Below are 16,626 nucleotides of genomic sequence, written 5' to 3'. Positions count from 1 at the left end.
ACTATGAGTCTGAATTTCCTTGATTTTGAACAGCCGATTGCAGAGCTGGAAGCAAAAATCGATTCTCTGACTGCGGTTAGCCGTCAGGATGAGAAACTGGATATTAACATCGATGAAGAAGTGCATCGTCTGCGTGAAAAAAGCGTAGAGCTGACGCGTAAAATCTTCGCCGATCTTGGCGCATGGCAGGTAGCCCAGTTGGCGCGCCATCCACAGCGTCCGTACACCCTGGATTATGTCCGCCTGGCATTTGATGAATTTGATGAGCTGGCGGGCGATCGTGCCTATGCGGATGATAAAGCTATTGTCGGCGGCATCGCGCGTCTGGATGGCCGTCCGGTGATGATCATTGGTCATCAGAAAGGCCGTGAGACCAAAGAAAAAATTCGTCGTAATTTCGGCATGCCGGCACCGGAAGGCTATCGCAAAGCGCTGCGTCTGATGGAAATGGCCGAGCGTTTCAATATGCCGATCATTACCTTCATCGACACCCCTGGGGCTTATCCGGGCGTGGGCGCGGAAGAACGTGGTCAGTCTGAAGCGATTGCGCGCAACCTGCGTGAAATGTCGCGTCTGAGCGTACCGGTAATCTGCACCGTTATTGGTGAAGGTGGTTCCGGCGGCGCGCTGGCGATCGGCGTAGGCGATAAAGTGAATATGCTGCAATACAGCACCTATTCCGTTATCTCCCCGGAAGGCTGTGCCTCCATTCTGTGGAAAAGCGCCGACAAAGCGCCGCTGGCCGCAGAAGCAATGGGAATTATCGCGCCGCGTCTGAAAGAGCTGAAGCTTATCGACTCTATCATCCCGGAACCGCTGGGCGGCGCGCACCGCAACCCGGAAGTGATGGCTGCGTCCCTGAAAGCACAGCTGCTGGCCGATCTCGCCGACCTCGACGTGTTAAGCAAAGATGATTTGAAAAACCGTCGTTACCAGCGTCTGATGAGCTACGGTTACGCGTAAACTGCATTAATTCTGAAAAGGGCCACAACGCTGTGGCCCTTTTTTTTACCTGTGGTTTCACCAGGCTATGATTAACTAAGGTTTTTCCAGGAGGAACGCATGAATATCATTGCCATCATGGGACCGCATGGCGTCTTTTATAAAGATGAGCCCATCAAGGAACTTGAGCGTGCGCTGCAACAGCAGGGGTTTCAGATTATCTGGCCGCAGAATAGCGTCGACCTGCTTAAGTTTATCGAACATAACCCACGAATTTGCGGTGTCATTTTTGACTGGGATGAATACAGTCTGGATCTGTGCAGTGACATCAACCAGCTCAACGAGTATCTCCCGCTCTACGCCTTTATTAATACCCATTCGACGATGGATGTCAGCGCGCACGACCTGCGCATGGCGCTGTGGTTTTTTGAGTATGCGCTGGGCCAGTCTGAAGATATTGCAACCCGCATCCGTCAGTACACCAGCGAATACCTCGATAACATCACGCCTCCTTTCACCAAGGCGCTGTTTACCTATGTGAAGGAAGGAAAGTACACCTTCTGCACGCCCGGACATATGGCGGGAACGGCGTATCAGAAAAGCCCGGTAGGCTGCCTGTTCTATGATTTCTTTGGCGGCAATACGCTGAAGGCCGACGTGTCTATTTCCGTGACTGAACTGGGTTCGCTGCTGGATCATACCGGCCCGCATCTGGAAGCGGAGGAGTATATCGCGCGCACCTTTGGCGCCGAGCAGAGCTATATGGTGACCAACGGCACCTCGACGTCGAACAAGATTGTCGGCATGTATGCCGCGCCTTCAGGCAGTACGCTCCTGATTGATCGCAACTGTCATAAGTCGCTGGCGCATTTGCTCATGATGAGCGATGTGGTGCCAATCTGGCTGAAGCCTACGCGCAATGCGCTGGGGATCCTCGGCGGTATACCTCGTCGGGAATTCACCCGCGCAAGCATTGAACGCAAGGTAGAAGAGACCCCTCAGGCACTATGGCCGGTACACGCGGTGATCACCAATTCCACCTATGACGGCCTGTTGTATAACACCAACTGGATCAAGCAAACCCTGGATGTGCCCTCCATTCATTTTGATTCTGCCTGGGTGCCGTATACCCATTTTCACCCGATCTATCAGGGGAAAAGTGGGATGAGCGGCGAACGGGTGCCAGGGAAAGTGACTTTTGAAACCCAGTCAACCCACAAGATGCTGGCGGCACTATCACAGGCTTCTCTGATCCACATTAAGGGCGACTACGACGAAGAGACGTTCAACGAAGCCTTTATGATGCACACTTCCACTTCCCCGAGCTACCCGATTGTCGCGTCGATAGAAACGGCGGCGGCAATGCTGCGTGGCAATTCAGGCAAGCGGTTGATCAATCGTTCGGTGGAGCGGGCGCTGCATTTCCGTAAAGAAGTGCAGCGGCTACGCGAAGAGTCGGATGGCTGGTTCTTTGATATCTGGCAGCCGGAAAGGGTAGATGAGGCGGAGTGCTGGCCGGTAGCGCCTGGTGAAGACTGGCACGGATTTGTTGATGCTGACGCCGACCATATGTTCCTCGACCCGGTGAAGGTCACCATTCTTACGCCGGGAATGGATGAACAGGGAAATATGAGTGAAGAGGGGATCCCTGCGGCGCTGGTGGCGAAATTCCTTGATGAGCGCGGCGTCGTTGTCGAGAAAACGGGACCGTATAATCTGTTGTTCCTGTTCAGTATTGGCATTGATAAAACCCGGGCGATGGGGCTATTGCGCGGCCTGACGGAATTTAAACGCTCGTACGATCTGAATTTACGCGTGAAAAATATGCTGCCGGATCTGTATGCCGAGGATCCCGATTTCTATCGTAATATGCGTATTCAGGATCTGGCGCAGGGGATCCATAAGCTGATCCGCCAGCACGATCTCTCCGGGCTGATGCTGCGGGCATTTGATACCTTACCGGAAATGAAAATGACCCCGCACCAGGCCTGGCAGCGGCAGATCAAAGGTGAGGTCGAAACGGTGGCGCTCGATCAACTGGTGGGGCGCATTTCTGCCAATATGATTCTGCCTTATCCTCCCGGTGTGCCGCTCTTGATGCCCGGGGAAATGATCACGGCCAAAAGTCGGGCTGTACTCGATTTTCTGCTGATGTTGTGTTCAGTGGGCCATCACTATCCTGGATTTGAAACCGATATCCATGGCGCTAAACTGGGTGAAGATGGCGTGTATCGCGTGCGAGTCCTAAAAATGGCATGACGACTTGCGTGAACCCATTACGCACGAGTAACGTGCTGGCAGAAAAACGAAAGAGGCGATGACGCTATGCTGGGATTAAAACAGGTTCACCATATTGCCATTATTGCGACGGACTACGCGGCGAGTAAGGCATTTTACTGTGATGTGCTGGGCTTTACGCTAATCAGCGAAGCCTACCGGGAAGAACGTGACTCGTGGAAGGGGGATCTGGCATTGAACGGTCAGTATGTGATTGAGCTTTTTTCTTTTCCATTTCCGCCTTGCCGTCCGAGCCGACCGGAAGCCTGCGGTTTACGCCATCTGGCGTTCAGCGTAGATGACGTGGAAAAAGCGATCACGCATCTGGAAGCTCACCACGTGAAGTGCGAATCCGTGCGTATCGATCCGTTTACCGGCAAACGCTTTACGTTTTTTAACGATCCGGACGGATTACCGCTCGAACTGTACGAGCTGTAAGTCTTATCATTGTGGCATTAACCTGGCAATGTGCCGGGCAATGCCCTTGTAAGTAACCATCATGACGACACTCACGCTGAACACTTCACTGCTAAATTCTCAATCGATTCTGGTCGCCTTTAGCGGCGGGCTGGACTCCACCGTGCTGCTACATCAGCTGGTACTGTGGCGAGCGCAAAATCCTGAGGTTGCCTTGCGCGCAATCCATATTCATCACGGATTAAGCCCGCAGGCAGACAGTTGGGTGCAACACTGTGAGTCGGTATGCGCACAGTGGCAGGTGCCGCTGGTGGTTGAACGGGTCCATCTTGAGGATGATGGTCTGGGCATCGAAGCTCAGGCGCGACGCGCGCGCTATCAGGCATTTGCGCAGACCTTACTACCGGGTGAAGTGCTGATGACTGCCCAGCATCTCGACGACCAGTGTGAAACCTTTCTACTGGCGCTTAAACGCGGCAGTGGTCCTGCCGGGCTCTCCGCCATGGGCGAAAGCTCACCATTTGCCGGAACCCAACTGATTCGACCGCTGCTGGCGCAAACGCGAGAGGCGCTTGAAGCATGGGCGCGACAGCATGAATTATGCTGGATCGAAGATGAAAGTAATCAGGATGATGCCTACGATCGCAATTTTCTCAGATTGCGCGTTACCCCCTTGCTCCAACAACGATGGCCGCACTTCGCGCAAGCCGCAGCCCGCAGCGCCGCGCTGTGCGCCGAGCAGGAGAGTTTACTGGATGAACTGCTGGCCAATGATTTAGCCGACTGCGTGACTGCCCAAGGCACACTGTTACTGGCACCGTTAATGATGATGAGTGGCGTGCGACGTGCCGCTCTGCTTCGTCGCTGGTTGGCTGGGGTAAATGCGCCGATGCCTTCCCGGGACGGGCTGGAACGTATCTGGCAGGAAGTGGCGTTGGCGCGAGAAGATGCTTCCCCCTGTTTTCGTCTGGGAGAATATGAGGTCCGTCGCTATCAGTCACAGCTATGGTGGGTTAAATCGGTCGACGGGCAAAGCGAAACCGTCATCCCGTGGTCATGCCGGGAAACGCCGTTGACGCTGCCAGCCGGGTTAGGCTCGGTGCAGCTAATCTCGGCTGGCGAATTGCGCATGCCGCAAGCAGGTGAAGCCGTCAGTATTCGTTTTAAAGCGCCAGGCGTATTGCATATTGTCGGGCGTAACGGTGGACGTAAATTAAAGAAAATCTGGCAGGAGCAGGGGATCCCGCCCTGGCGACGAGATACCACGCCGTTGTTGTTTTACGGTGAAACGTTGATTGCGGCTGCGGGTGTTTTTGTGACGCGTGAGGGTGCGGCGGTAGATGAAGAAGGTATGAGTCTGATTTGGCATACCTGATGGCGGTGCGATTATCAGGCCTGGTCATTTAGGCCTGATAAGGTGCAAGAAAAGTTAAGATTCGCTGACGACCACGGTACCGATTTGCGGGTGGCTGAAGCTGGCAATTTTATCGAGACGAAGCTCCCGGATTTCACCTGCGACATCTGCGACCAGATACTCCACGTTTTTGCGTGAAACCAGGTCATTCGCTTTCGCCTGCAAAACTTCGCCATCTTTTAGCGCCAGCGTCAGTAACAAATGGTTCTGGCAGGCGAGTTCAAGATTGTCGTAATCATCACAATTGATGGGTTGATACGTTTCATTCATTGACATAATCGCTCACCAGTAAGTTGGCGGCAGCATAGGCCGCTTTTTCCCTGACCGACTCTGGAAGGGCGCTGTCTGCCGCCACTTCATTAAGCACCTTCAATACGCAACCCAGCGCATCCGGGATATACCCTAAGTCTCCGCTGGCGATTTCCGCGTACCGCTTGCGTATTAACTCACAATATTTTTCCACATGCCCTCCTGTCAGCACTCTGACTTAACCGTGGATGCAAGTCTAAGCCTACGAAGATAAACTCTGTTTAGCAAGGTGACTATACCATACTCATTCAAGCAATATCAGCGCCTTGATTGAGGAGCTGTTAGCAGCCTTTTGCCGCAGTTTTCGCTACAATGAGCGCCTGATTCGAAAGGAGTTCTCTCATGGCGCTTAAAGCGACAATTTATAAAGCCGTCGTCAACGTAGCGGATCTCGACCGCAACCAGTTCCTTGACGCGGCCTTGACGCTGGCGCGTCATCCCTCTGAAACCCTGGAGCGCATGATGCTGCGCCTGCTGGCCTGGATTAAATATGCCGATGAACGGCTGCAGTTCACGCGTGGCCTGAGTGCTGAAGACGAGCCTGAAGCATGGCTGCGTAACGACCATCTGGGCATCGATCTCTGGATTGAACTGGGTCTGCCGGATGAGCGTCGTATTAAAAAAGCCTGTACCCAGTCTGGTGAGGTTGCTCTGTTTACTTACAACAGCCGTGCGGCCCAGATCTGGTGGCAGCAAAACCAGAGCAAGTGTGCGCAGTTTAAAAATCTCACCGTGTGGTATCTGGATGATGAACAGCTGGCGCAACTGAGTGATTTTGCTGGTCGTACAATGGCGCTGCAGGCAACTATCCAGGATGGCGCCATCTGGCTGTCTGATTCTCAGAACAATCTGGAAATTCATCTGACCGCGTGGCAGCCGCGTTGATGATTGTTATCTCCCGAAACGTCTCTATCCCTGACAGTGAGCTGGAAATCACGGCGATTCGGGCACAGGGAGCGGGCGGTCAGCACGTTAACAAGACCTCGACGGCTATCCATTTGCGCTTTGACATTCGGGCCTCAGGCCTGCCAGAGTATTACAAGGAACGTCTGCTGGCCGCCAGCCATCATCTGATTAGCAGCGATGGCGTTATTATCATAAAGGCGCAGGAATACCGTAGCCAGGAGCTAAATCGGGAAGCGGCAATCTCCCGACTGGTGGCGGTGATAAAAGAATTAACCGCGGTGCAAAAAAGCCGACAGGCAACACGTCCTACGCGCGCCTCGAAAGAGCGCAGGTTGTCATCGAAGGCGCAAAAATCCACAGTGAAAGCACTGCGTGGGAGAGTTCGTCGAACGCAAGACTGACGAGCGGGAATAAAAAATTATAAGGAATTCATAGTGAAAACAGCAATATTGTCCGTGGTCGCTGCATGCACGCTTTTTTCCTTGATCGGCTGTAACAACCGTACTGAAGTCGATGTACTACAGCCGACGCGGGCGGCAGAATTAAAACCGATGCAGCAAAGCTGGCGTGGCATTTTGCCTTGCGCGGACTGCGAAGGAATTGAAACCTCTCTGTTCCTGGAAAAAGACGGCACATGGGTGATGAACGAACGCTATCAGGGCGTGCGGGATGAACCGTCCTCCTTTGCCTCTTATGGTACATGGGCGCGCACTGCCGATAAGCTGGTGCTGACTGACAGCAAAGGTGAAAAGTCGTACTACCGGGCAAAAGGTGAAGCGCTGGAGATGCTCGATCGTGAAGGTAACCCGATTGAGTCACAGTTCAACTACACGCTTGAGCCAGTTTCTGCAAGCTTACCGGTGACGCCAATGCCGATGCGGGGCATGTACTTCTATATGGCTGACGCGGCAACCTTCACTGATTGTGCGACGGGTAAAAGAGTCTCTGTCGCGAACAATGCACAACTGGAGCGAGATTATCTGACTGCGCGTGGTGCAACGGATAAGGCAGTTCTGCTTACTGTGGAAGGGCACTTCACGATGGAAGAAAATCCTGATACGGGCACACCAGTGAAAACCTTAAGAGCGGATAAAGAAATTAAGTTTATCCCTGGCCAGAGTTGCGATGATTAATCTGCAGCTTATAAAAACTGTCCGGCGATCGCCCGGACAGTTTTTCCTTATCGGATCAATCCAACAAAACGGCTGGTTTTGATATAAATCCCTAACTTCAGGTGGCCGATATACTGTAGCTGCGTTTCAGACTTAAACGCGGAAATGTCACCTTCGCGCATATGCATCAGGTCGGAAGGGCTAATCCAACCCGGCTGCGCCATTGTTAGCGGATGCCCGGCTGTGGCAAACGCATCGGTTACAAATTCGGAGCAAAACCACGCCTTCTTTTCTCCTTCACTGGTATTGTTCAACTGTGCTTTTGCCAGCCCGCTGACGCATTGCTGGCGAAAATCCTCTGAGAAAGGATTCAATGAACATATTTGCCGGGTCACCATAAACGGAATAAATTCGACGATGCCGCGGTAGTTATAGCCGCTATCTTTGATTTTATAAGCGAATGTTTTGATTTCTTCGGCCTGCTGCGGTGTGAGGTTGGGGACCCGCAGAGCAAAAAGCTTATCGCTGTGATTTTCAGCCTTTTTGAGCGAAATGATTTGTACTCCCGCCCCAGTCGCTTCGGCAACTTCATTATCGCCAAGGTAAACGGCGACATGGCTGACAGAAGAGGTGCTGAACGCGCGAATACCAAATGAGGTCACCCCAAGACTGGAGGAGAACAGCAGGTCGCCCGGCCTGAGGTCGGTATCCGTAATTTCATGCAGCGCTTGATCGGTAAATGAACTTTGATGCTGGAGTTTTACCTCCCATTTCTTTGCCTGGGCATCAACAGCGGTTGCTGATGAATTTTGCTGACTGACGTCAATCGTGCAGGCTGAAAGCAGAAGAACGAAGGGGAGGAGCAGGCAGTAATACGCCGTTGGTTTAGCCATTTTATACAATCCATGTAAAAAAGGCCCTGATCCTCAGGGCCTTGTGCTGGTATTAGCCTTTAATAGCTTTGACCAGGTAGTCGACGATGTCGCCGGTTTTAATCAGCTCTTTCTCGCCGTTACGACGGTATTTGTATTCGATATCGTCGTTGTCGAGGTTACGGTCGCCCAGCACGATGGTATGCGGAATACCGATGAGCTCCATATCAGCAAACATCACGCCTGGACGCTCTTTACGATCGTCCATCAGCACTTCAATACCCTGCGCGCGCAGCTCCGCGTACAGCTTTTCAGCCAGCTCCTGCACACGGTAGGATTTGTGCATGTTCATCGGCAGAATAGCAACCTGGAACGGGGCAATGGCGTCTGGCCATACAATGCCGCGATCGTCGTAGTTCTGTTCAATCGCAGCAGCCACAACGCGAGTGACCCCGATACCGTAGCAGCCCATGGTCAGCGTCTGGTTACGACCATCTTCTCCCTGAACGGCGGCTTTCATCGCTTCAGAGTACTTGGTACCCAACTGGAAGATGTGGCCCACTTCGATACCGCGTTTGATCATCAGCGTACCTTTGCCATCCGGGCTTGGATCGCCGGCGACCACGTTACGAATGTCAGCCACTTCCGGGGTGGCCACATCGCGATCCCAGTTGATACCGAAATAGTGTTTACCGTCGATGTTGGCACCGGCAGCAAAATCGCTCATTACCGCAACGGTACGGTCGATAACCACCGGAATAGGCATGTTCACCGGACCCAGAGATCCTGGACCTGCTTTAACCAGCGCACGAATTTCTTCTTCGGTGGCGAAGGTCAGCGGGCTGGCAACCTGCGGCAGTTTTTCCGCCTTGACTTCGTTCAGCTCGTGATCGCCACGAACCAGCAGCGCAACCAGCGGGTAGCTGCTGCCTTCAACCGCTTTCACCAGCAGGGTTTTCACGGTTTTCTCGATAGGCAGGTTGAATTGTTCAACCAGCTCGGCGATGGTTTTAGCGTTCGGCGTATCAACCAGCGTCATTTCCTGCGTTGCAGCGGCGCGCGGTTCTTTCGGTGCAACAGCTTCGGCAAACTCGATGTTTGCCGCATAGTCGGAAGAGTCAGAGAAGATCACATCGTCTTCACCGCTCTGCGCCAGCACCTGGAATTCGTGAGAGGCGCTGCCGCCGATAGAACCGGTATCCGCTTGTACCGCACGGAAATCCAGCCCCATACGGCTGAAGATTTTGCTGTACGCAGCGTACATCGCGTCGTAGGTTTCCTGCAGAGATTCCTGAGAGGTGTGGAAAGAGTAGGCATCTTTCATCAGGAATTCGCGGGAACGCATCACGCCGAAGCGCGGACGCACTTCGTCACGGAATTTGGTCTGGATCTGATAGAAGTTCAGCGGCAGCTGTTTGTAAGAGCTCAGCTCATTACGGATCAGGTCGGTGATCACTTCTTCATGCGTTGGGCCGAGTACGAACGAACGATCGCCACGGTCAGCAATACGCAGCAGTTCCGGGCCGTATTGTTCCCAACGGCCGCTCTCTTCCCACAGTTCAGAAGGCTGAACGACCGGCATCAACACCTCGATCGCACCGGCGTTGTTCATCTCTTCACGCACGATGTTTTCGACTTTTTTCAGGACGCGCACGCCGGTCGGCAGCCAGGTATATAACCCAGAGGCCAGCTTGCGGATCATCCCGGCGCGCAGCATCAGCTGGTGGCTGATGACCTCGGCGTCGGCAGGTGTCTCCTTCAGAGTGGAGAGCAGATATTGGCTAGTACGCATGTTGTTACGGTTCCAGTTGAACGATCGAACAGGCTCAAAATGAGCCTGGCACAAAACAAAAGTGGTTTAGTTTACCAGCGAGAAGGGGATGTCAAAAGAGTACGCGATGCAAATTAGCGGGCTTCCAGAGCAAAGACCTCAAATCCTGACGGCGTCACGCGCCAGCGGACGTTAAAGTCCAGCAACCAGACGGCATAGGTTTTGCCTTCTTCCTCGTTTTTACGGTAGGCAGGACGCGGATCCTGCGCCAGCACTTCGGCAATAAACTGACGAAGATGCGGGTAACGCTGTTCGAGCTTTGGGAGTTGCTCAGCGAGCTCTTCACTGAACGTCACGTCTACACTGGCCTGCGGCGCGTCCTGAGCATAGCTGGCGCGAGCATCAGGCAGCGATTCGGCAAACGGCAGATACGGTTTTATATCCACTACCGGCGTGCCATCAACAAGATCCAGCCCGCCGAGCTCAAGGATTACGTGCTCTTTATGGCAACGGATGCCCCGCAGCTCAACCAACGACATGCCAACAGGGTTCGGACGAAACGTTGAACGCGTGGCAAAGACGCCCATTCTGGCATTGCCGCCAAGACGGGGAGGGCGCACGGTTGGACGCCATCCACCTTCCATTGTCTGGTGAAAAACAAAAATCACCCACAAATGGCTGAAGGCTTCCAGGCCGCGAACGGCATCGGCCTGGTTATAAGGTGCGAGCAAATGCAGTTCACCGCCGGCACTTTTCACCAGACCTGGCTGGCGTGGAACGGCGAACTTTTCTTTATAAGGTGAGCGGATAACGCCTATTTGCTCGAACTGAAAATGGCTCATTTCGCCGAAATGTTCAGTGCAGAACCGATGCAAACCGCCTGGCGATAGCAACCCGGCGTTCCGCTGGTTACTTCGCAACTGTGCAGCAATACCGCATTTGCTTTCATTTTAGATGCGTTAATCTGCATGCGTTTGCGTGCGGTTGGAATGCTCGGCGGAGAATCCTGGTTGGATGCCTGGCAGGATTCGCCGCTGACTTCGCCGAGATCGCGGAACGGTTTGCCAACTAAATCTTCAGCGTTAGTAATGATTCTTACCGGCGCCGCGCGCGGTGCTTTGGGTTTTTCCGGCTCCGCTTTAGGCGGGGTAGCGGTGCTTTGAACGGGTTCAACAGGGGATCTGCTTAACATAGAACAGCCGCTCAGCATGAGTGCTACTAAACAGATCGGTAAAGCACGCATAATATTTCCTCAATGAATGATCTAAACGTCAGATATTGAATCAGGTGCTTGCATAAATGACAAGACGGGCAAGCGCCCGTCCTGATGATATTACAGATTCTGGAAACAGCCTAAAATTACCAGCCCTTAACAGCACCGCCGTTGAAGACTTTGTTTGCTGCTTCGTACACTTCGTCAGACTGGTATGCCTGAACGAATTTCTTCACATTCTCAGCATCTTTATTGTCTTCACGAGTCACGATCAGGTTTACGTACGGAGAATCTTTATCTTCAACAAAGATACCGTCTTTAGCCGGGGTCAGGCCGATCTGACTGGCGTAGGTCGTGTTGATGACCGCCAGTGCGATTTGTGCATCGTCCAGGGAACGCGGCAGCTGCGGCGCTTCCAGTTCAACCAGCTTCAGGTTTTTCGGGTTTTCAATCACGTCCAGCGCGGTCGGCAGCAGACCAACACCGTCTTTCAGTTTGATTAAGCCCACTTTTTGCAGCAGCAGCAGGGAGCGGCCAAGGTTAGTCGGATCGTTTGGAATCGCGACCTGAGAGCCTTCCTGCAACTCATCCAGTGACTTGATTTTTTTAGAGTAGCCCGCAATCGGGTAAACAAAAGTATTACCTGCGGCAACCAGTTTGTAGCCGCGATCTTTGATCTGTTGATCCAGGTACGGTTTGTGCTGGAAGGCGTTAGCATCGATATCGCCTTTGCTCAGTGCTTCGTTAGGCAGGACGTAATCGTTAAACGTGACCAGCTCAACGTCCAGACCGTATTTTTCTTTAGCCACTTTCTGCGCGACTTCTGCGACCTGCTGCTCTGCGCCAACAATAACGCCCACTTTGATGTGGTTAGGATCTTTTTCATCCTGACCGCAACCCACAAGTGCCAGAGAACCGATCAGGGCTCCAACTGCCGCAAAGGTTTTGAATTTGAACGCCATGCTTATTTCCTTTTCTTAATGAGTTTTTAGTGTTGTGTGCAACGTTATTTGTGCGTGACAGCCCGGACGATGCGATCACCGGATAACTGAATTAAATAAACCAGAATGACGAGCAATACCAGCACTGTATTCATGACGGTAGCGTTGTAGCCAATATAACCGTACTGATAACCAATCTGGCCAAGACCACCGGCACCGACTGCACCGCCCATCGCGGAATAACCCACCAGCGTGATAAGGGTGATGGTGGCCGCATTGACCAGTCCAGGCAGTGCTTCTGGTAGTAATACCTTACGTACAATTTGCAGCGGCGTGGCGCCCATTGCACGGGAGGCTTCAATCAGCCCGGTCGGGATTTCGAGCAGCGCGTTTTCCACCATACGGGCGATAAACGGCGCGGCGCCGACGGTCAGCGGGACGATAGCGGCCTGCAGTCCAATAGAGGTGCCAACGATCATGCGGGTGAACGGAATCATCCACACCAGCAAGATAATGAACGGGATGGAACGGAAAATATTCACCAGTGCAGATAGCGTGCGGTAGAGCTTCGCGTTCTCAATGATTTGCCCCGGCCGCGTTACGTACAGCAACACGCCAACCGGCAGGCCAATCACAAAACCAAAAAAACCGGACACAAAGGTCATTGCCAGCGTTTCCCATACGCCGCGAACCAGCAGCCACATCATCGGCTCAGACATAACCCAGTACCTCTACTTTTACATGGTGTTCCTGCAACCAGTTAATGGCTGCTTGTGTATCTTCCTGTGTGCCGTGCATTTCAGTCAGCATGATGCCGAACTTCACGCCGCCGGCGTAATCCATCTGCGCGCTAATAATGTTGTTATTCACGTTAAAGCGACGGGCCGTCTCAGAAAGTAATGGCGCATCAACCGAATGACCGGTGAATTCCATGCGCAGCATTGGCACGCTGTCGGCTTCTGGCTTTGCTTTTAAACGTTCCAGATAATCTTCCGGGATATCCAGGTGTAGCGTGGACTGGATAAATTTCTGTGCCAGCGGCGTTTTCGGGTGGGAGAACACTTCGCTGACGGTGTCCTGCTCAATCAGCTCACCATTACTGATGACCGCTACGCAGTCACAAATGCGTTTTACAACGTCCATCTCATGGGTGATCAGCAGAATGGTGAGTCCCAAACGACGGTTAATGTCTTTCAATAATTCCAGAATCGAGCGGGTTGTTGCCGGATCAAGTGCGCTGGTGGCTTCATCACACAGCAACACTTTTGGATTGCTGGCCAGCGCACGCGCAATCGCCACTCGCTGTTTTTGTCCGCCGGAAAGGTTGGCCGGGTAGCTGTCGTGCTTGTCGCCAAGGCCGACTAAATCCAGCAGTTCTGTTACACGGCGTTTGATCTCTTCCTTTGGCGTATTATCCAGTTCCAGCGGCAGCGCGACGTTGCCAAACACGGTACGGGAAGAGAGCAGGTTAAAGTGTTGGAAAATCATGCCGATTTGACGGCGAGCTTTAGTCAGCTCGGATTCAGAAAGCGTCGTCAGCTCCTGACCGCCAACCTGAACACTGCCTTCGGTTGGGCGTTCAAGTAAGTTAACGCAGCGAATGAGCGTACTTTTACCGGCACCGGAGGCGCCAATGACGCCATAAATCTGCCCGGCAGGAACGTGCAGGCTGACTTTATTTAGCGCCTGAATGGTGCGAGTCCCCTGCTGGAACACTTTGGTGATATTCGAAAGTTTAATCATTGGTTATTTATTATCGTAATTAAGTTAGCCGTGGCATTTTCGTCTGTCTGGGACGGTCGAAGCCGTCAACAAGATGGATGTTAAGGCATCCAGACGTCTAAATCAATCTAGCTTTGCACGATGAGCACTTTCTTGCCCGCCGAAACATGCGATACTAGAGCCACATGCCTTATTCAGGAGCTATAAAAGGTGGCAAAATCTGTACCCGCAATTTTTCTCGACCGCGACGGCACCATTAATGTGGACCACGGTTACGTACATGAGATTGACGAGTTCGAGTTTATCGACGGCGTTATTGATGCCATGCGTGAACTTAAAAATATGGGTTACGCGCTCATTATCGTGACAAACCAGTCTGGTATCGCTCGTGGCAAATTTACTGAGGCACAGTTTGAAACGTTGACCGAATGGATGGACTGGTCGCTGGCCGATCGCGACGTTGATTTGGATGGTATCTACTATTGCCCGCATCATCCGCAGGGCACAGTAGAAGAGTATCGTCAGGTCTGCGACTGTCGTAAACCGCATCCTGGAATGTTGATCTCCGCCCGAGACTTCCTGCATATCGATATGGCCGCTTCCTATATGGTAGGCGACAAGATAGAAGATATGCAGGCAGCAGCAGCGGCGAATGTTGGAACGAAGGTTCTGGTGCGCACGGGTAAACCTGTTACGCCGGAAGCAGAAAATGCGGCAGATTTGGTCATAAACAGTCTGGCAGACCTGCCAATGGCGATAAAAAAGCAGCAAAAGTAAGCGCAATGGATAAAAGGTGAGCGGTTGAAACAAAAATGCATTTTTCCGCTTGTCTTCCTGAGTCGACTCCCTATAATGCGCCTCCATCGACACGGCGGATGTGAATCACTTCACACAAACAGCCGGTTCGGTTGAAGAGAAAAACCTGAAAATGAGGGTTGACTCTGAAAGAGGAAAGCGTAATATACGCCACCTCGCGACAGAGCGCTAAAGCGCGTCGCAACTGCTCTTTAACAATTTATCAGACAATCTGTGTGGGCACTCGAAGATACGGATTCTTAACGTCGCAAGACGAAAAATGAATACCAAGTCTCTGAGTGAACACGTAATTCATTACGAAGTTTAATTCACGAGCATCAAACTTAAATTGAAGAGTTTGATCATGGCTCAGATTGAACGCTGGCGGCAGGCCTAACACATGCAAGTCGAACGGTAGCACAGAGGAGCTTGCTCCTTGGGTGACGAGTGGCGGACGGGTGAGTAATGTCTGGGAAACTGCCCGATGGAGGGGGATAACTACTGGAAACGGTAGCTAATACCGCATAACGTCGCAAGACCAAAGAGGGGGACCTTCGGGCCTCTTGCCATCGGATGTGCCCAGATGGGATTAGCTAGTAGGTGGGGTAACGGCTCACCTAGGCGACGATCCCTAGCTGGTCTGAGAGGATGACCAGCCACACTGGAACTGAGACACGGTCCAGACTCCTACGGGAGGCAGCAGTGGGGAATATTGCACAATGGGCGCAAGCCTGATGCAGCCATGCCGCGTGTATGAAGAAGGCCTTCGGGTTGTAAAGTACTTTCAGCGAGGAGGAAGGCATTGTGGTTAATAACCGCAGTGATTGACGTTACTCGCAGAAGAAGCACCGGCTAACTCCGTGCCAGCAGCCGCGGTAATACGGAGGGTGCAAGCGTTAATCGGAATTACTGGGCGTAAAGCGCACGCAGGCGGTCTGTCAAGTCGGATGTGAAATCCCCGGGCTCAACCTGGGAACTGCATCCGAAACTGGCAGGCTAGAGTCTTGTAGAGGGGGGTAGAATTCCAGGTGTAGCGGTGAAATGCGTAGAGATCTGGAGGAATACCGGTGGCGAAGGCGGCCCCCTGGACAAAGACTGACGCTCAGGTGCGAAAGCGTGGGGAGCAAACAGGATTAGATACCCTGGTAGTCCACGCCGTAAACGATGTCGACTTGGAGGTTGTGCCCTTGAGGCGTGGCTTCCGGAGCTAACGCGTTAAGTCGACCGCCTGGGGAGTACGGCCGCAAGGTTAAAACTCAAATGAATTGACGGGGGCCCGCACAAGCGGTGGAGCATGTGGTTTAATTCGATGCAACGCGAAGAACCTTACCTACTCTTGACATCCAGAGAACTTAGCAGAGATGCTTTGGTGCCTTCGGGAACTCTGAGACAGGTGCTGCATGGCTGTCGTCAGCTCGTGTTGTGAAATGTTGGGTTAAGTCCCGCAACGAGCGCAACCCTTATCCTTTGTTGCCAGCGGTTCGGCCGGGAACTCAAAGGAGACTGCCAGTGATAAACTGGAGGAAGGTGGGGATGACGTCAAGTCATCATGGCCCTTACGAGTAGGGCTACACACGTGCTACAATGGCATATACAAAGAGAAGCGACCTCGCGAGAGCAAGCGGACCTCATAAAGTATGTCGTAGTCCGGATTGGAGTCTGCAACTCGACTCCATGAAGTCGGAATCGCTAGTAATCGTGGATCAGAATGCCACGGTGAATACGTTCCCGGGCCTTGTACACACCGCCCGTCACACCATGGGAGTGGGTTGCAAAAGAAGTAGGTAGCTTAACCTTCGGGAGGGCGCTTACCACTTTGTGATTCATGACTGGGGTGAAGTCGTAACAAGGTAACCGTAGGGGAACCTGCGGTTGGATCACCTCCTTACCTTAAAGAAACGTTCTTTGTAGTGCTCACACAGATTGTCTGATGAA

The 16,626-nt window shown here is 52.7% G+C and carries 17 protein-coding genes and 1 rRNA gene; 9 read left to right on the top strand and 9 right to left on the bottom strand.

Going from position 1 to position 16,626, the window contains the following annotated elements; all coding sequences use genetic code 11:
- Nucleotides 1-3: 3 nt before the first annotated feature.
- The 4 genes from accA (at nucleotide 4) to tilS (ending at nucleotide 5,011) form a co-directional block, all read left to right on the top strand.
- The gene (gene accA, locus OGW44_RS08615) at nucleotides 4-963 is read left to right on the top strand and encodes an acetyl-CoA carboxylase carboxyl transferase subunit alpha (protein WP_003018513.1); all 960 of its coding nucleotides are present in this window, start codon (nucleotides 4-6) and stop codon (nucleotides 961-963) included.
- A 99-nt stretch (nucleotides 964-1,062) separates the two neighbouring features.
- On the top strand, nucleotides 1,063-3,201 hold the full coding sequence (ldcC, locus tag OGW44_RS08610; protein ID WP_185654724.1) for a lysine decarboxylase LdcC: 2,139 nt from the start codon (nucleotides 1,063-1,065) through the stop codon (nucleotides 3,199-3,201).
- Between the two features lie 66 nt (nucleotides 3,202-3,267).
- On the top strand, nucleotides 3,268-3,657 hold the full coding sequence (locus tag OGW44_RS08605) for a VOC family protein (RefSeq protein WP_049269214.1): 390 nt from the start codon (nucleotides 3,268-3,270) through the stop codon (nucleotides 3,655-3,657).
- A 61-nt stretch (nucleotides 3,658-3,718) separates the two neighbouring features.
- Entirely contained in the window at nucleotides 3,719-5,011 is a 1,293-nt protein-coding gene (gene tilS / locus OGW44_RS08600) for a tRNA lysidine(34) synthetase TilS (protein ID WP_115190977.1), read from the top strand.
- A gap of 54 nt (nucleotides 5,012-5,065) precedes the next feature.
- On the opposite strand, the gene rof is transcribed toward tilS, so the two are convergent.
- Together rof and OGW44_RS08590 are read right to left on the bottom strand one after the other, a co-directional pair.
- Nucleotides 5,066-5,326 (bottom strand): Rho-binding antiterminator, encoded by a 261-nt coding sequence (rof, locus tag OGW44_RS08595; protein WP_016151773.1) that lies wholly within the window; start codon nucleotides 5,324-5,326, stop codon nucleotides 5,066-5,068.
- A complete protein-coding gene (locus OGW44_RS08590; protein ID WP_003018499.1) occupies nucleotides 5,313-5,513 on the bottom strand; it encodes a YaeP family protein in 201 nt (66 codons plus the stop codon). Before OGW44_RS08590 ends, rof begins: the two co-directional genes overlap by 14 nt.
- A gap of 188 nt (nucleotides 5,514-5,701) precedes the next feature.
- On the opposite strand from OGW44_RS08590, the gene OGW44_RS08585 reads away from it, so the two are divergent.
- From OGW44_RS08585 to nlpE, 3 genes are read left to right on the top strand one after another with little or no spacing between them, the layout of a single operon-like run.
- The gene (locus OGW44_RS08585; RefSeq protein WP_019078408.1) at nucleotides 5,702-6,244 is read left to right on the top strand and encodes a YaeQ family protein; all 543 of its coding nucleotides are present in this window, start codon (nucleotides 5,702-5,704) and stop codon (nucleotides 6,242-6,244) included.
- On the top strand, nucleotides 6,244-6,666 hold the full coding sequence (gene arfB / locus OGW44_RS08580; RefSeq protein WP_016151775.1) for an alternative ribosome rescue aminoacyl-tRNA hydrolase ArfB: 423 nt from the start codon (nucleotides 6,244-6,246) through the stop codon (nucleotides 6,664-6,666). Before OGW44_RS08585 ends, arfB begins: the two co-directional genes overlap by 1 nt.
- 30 nt (nucleotides 6,667-6,696) lie before the next feature.
- Entirely contained in the window at nucleotides 6,697-7,398 is a 702-nt protein-coding gene (nlpE, locus tag OGW44_RS08575) for an envelope stress response activation lipoprotein NlpE (RefSeq protein WP_087121852.1), read from the top strand.
- Nucleotides 7,399-7,445: 47 nt separating this feature from the next.
- Here the strand turns inward: nlpE and OGW44_RS08570 are convergent, their stop codons facing one another.
- The 7 genes from OGW44_RS08570 to metN all read right to left on the bottom strand — a co-directional run bounded on the left by OGW44_RS08570 (nucleotide 7,446) and on the right by metN (nucleotide 13,917).
- Nucleotides 7,446-8,270 carry a YaeF family permuted papain-like enzyme gene (locus OGW44_RS08570; RefSeq protein WP_185654723.1) on the bottom strand — a complete coding sequence of 275 codons (825 nt, stop codon included), beginning with the start codon at nucleotides 8,268-8,270 and terminating at the stop codon, nucleotides 7,446-7,448.
- 52 nt (nucleotides 8,271-8,322) lie between these two features.
- Entirely contained in the window at nucleotides 8,323-10,041 is a 1,719-nt protein-coding gene (gene proS, locus OGW44_RS08565; protein WP_016151778.1) for a proline--tRNA ligase, read from the bottom strand.
- A gap of 113 nt (nucleotides 10,042-10,154) precedes the next feature.
- Nucleotides 10,155-10,862 carry a tRNA (N6-threonylcarbamoyladenosine(37)-N6)-methyltransferase TrmO gene (tsaA, locus tag OGW44_RS08560; RefSeq protein ID WP_185654722.1) on the bottom strand — a complete coding sequence of 236 codons (708 nt, stop codon included), beginning with the start codon at nucleotides 10,860-10,862 and terminating at the stop codon, nucleotides 10,155-10,157.
- Nucleotides 10,859-11,263, bottom strand: a complete 405-nt coding sequence (gene rcsF, locus OGW44_RS08555; protein WP_016151780.1) for an envelope stress sensor lipoprotein RcsF — start codon at nucleotides 11,261-11,263, stop codon at nucleotides 10,859-10,861. The genes tsaA and rcsF overlap by 4 nt, the downstream gene beginning before the upstream one ends.
- A 116-nt stretch (nucleotides 11,264-11,379) precedes the next feature.
- The gene (gene metQ, locus OGW44_RS08550; protein ID WP_006686809.1) at nucleotides 11,380-12,195 is read right to left on the bottom strand and encodes a methionine ABC transporter substrate-binding lipoprotein MetQ; all 816 of its coding nucleotides are present in this window, start codon (nucleotides 12,193-12,195) and stop codon (nucleotides 11,380-11,382) included.
- A gap of 44 nt (nucleotides 12,196-12,239) precedes the next feature.
- Nucleotides 12,240-12,893 carry a methionine ABC transporter permease MetI gene (locus tag OGW44_RS08545; RefSeq protein WP_016151781.1) on the bottom strand — a complete coding sequence of 218 codons (654 nt, stop codon included), beginning with the start codon at nucleotides 12,891-12,893 and terminating at the stop codon, nucleotides 12,240-12,242.
- On the bottom strand, nucleotides 12,886-13,917 hold the full coding sequence (metN, locus tag OGW44_RS08540; protein ID WP_016151782.1) for a methionine ABC transporter ATP-binding protein MetN: 1,032 nt from the start codon (nucleotides 13,915-13,917) through the stop codon (nucleotides 12,886-12,888). Before metN ends, OGW44_RS08545 begins: the two co-directional genes overlap by 8 nt.
- Nucleotides 13,918-14,106: 189 nt before the next feature.
- On the opposite strand from metN, the gene gmhB reads away from it, so the two are divergent.
- Together gmhB and OGW44_RS08530 are read left to right on the top strand one after the other, a co-directional pair.
- Nucleotides 14,107-14,673, top strand: coding sequence for a D-glycero-beta-D-manno-heptose 1,7-bisphosphate 7-phosphatase (gene gmhB / locus OGW44_RS08535; RefSeq protein WP_016151783.1), 567 nt, complete (start codon nucleotides 14,107-14,109; stop codon nucleotides 14,671-14,673).
- A gap of 364 nt (nucleotides 14,674-15,037) precedes the next feature.
- Nucleotides 15,038-16,579 (top strand): 16S ribosomal RNA (locus OGW44_RS08530).
- Nucleotides 16,580-16,626 lie beyond the last annotated feature (47 nt).

This window comes from Citrobacter sp. Cb023 (assembly GCF_030336805.1).
Taxonomy (GTDB): Bacteria; Pseudomonadota; Gammaproteobacteria; order Enterobacterales; family Enterobacteriaceae; genus Citrobacter; species Citrobacter braakii.
The sequence above is the reverse complement of the archived record's forward strand: the minus strand, read 5'-3'. Positions and strand labels throughout refer to the sequence as shown.

Excerpts from the sequence above, each read along its gene's own strand:
- OGW44_RS08605 (WP_049269214.1), top strand. The coding sequence starts at position 3,268 with ATGCTGGGATTAAAACAGGTTCACCATATTGCCATTATTGCGACGGAC.
- tsaA (WP_185654722.1), bottom strand. The coding sequence starts at position 10,862 with ATGAGCCATTTTCAGTTCGAGCAAATAGGCGTTATCCGCTCACCTTAT.
- OGW44_RS08585 (WP_019078408.1), top strand. The coding sequence starts at position 5,702 with ATGGCGCTTAAAGCGACAATTTATAAAGCCGTCGTCAACGTAGCGGAT.
- accA (WP_003018513.1), top strand. The coding sequence starts at position 4 with ATGAGTCTGAATTTCCTTGATTTTGAACAGCCGATTGCAGAGCTGGAA.
- rof (WP_016151773.1), bottom strand. The coding sequence starts at position 5,326 with ATGTCAATGAATGAAACGTATCAACCCATCAATTGTGATGATTACGAC.
- metQ (WP_006686809.1), bottom strand. The coding sequence starts at position 12,195 with ATGGCGTTCAAATTCAAAACCTTTGCGGCAGTTGGAGCCCTGATCGGT.
- proS (WP_016151778.1), bottom strand. The coding sequence starts at position 10,041 with ATGCGTACTAGCCAATATCTGCTCTCCACTCTGAAGGAGACACCTGCC.
- OGW44_RS08570 (WP_185654723.1), bottom strand. The coding sequence starts at position 8,270 with ATGGCTAAACCAACGGCGTATTACTGCCTGCTCCTCCCCTTCGTTCTT.
- OGW44_RS08545 (WP_016151781.1), bottom strand. The coding sequence starts at position 12,893 with ATGTCTGAGCCGATGATGTGGCTGCTGGTTCGCGGCGTATGGGAAACG.
- metN (WP_016151782.1), bottom strand. The coding sequence starts at position 13,917 with ATGATTAAACTTTCGAATATCACCAAAGTGTTCCAGCAGGGGACTCGC.
- rcsF (WP_016151780.1), bottom strand. The coding sequence starts at position 11,263 with ATGCGTGCTTTACCGATCTGTTTAGTAGCACTCATGCTGAGCGGCTGT.
- ldcC (WP_185654724.1), top strand. The coding sequence starts at position 1,063 with ATGAATATCATTGCCATCATGGGACCGCATGGCGTCTTTTATAAAGAT.
- tilS (WP_115190977.1), top strand. The coding sequence starts at position 3,719 with ATGACGACACTCACGCTGAACACTTCACTGCTAAATTCTCAATCGATT.
- arfB (WP_016151775.1), top strand. The coding sequence starts at position 6,244 with ATGATTGTTATCTCCCGAAACGTCTCTATCCCTGACAGTGAGCTGGAA.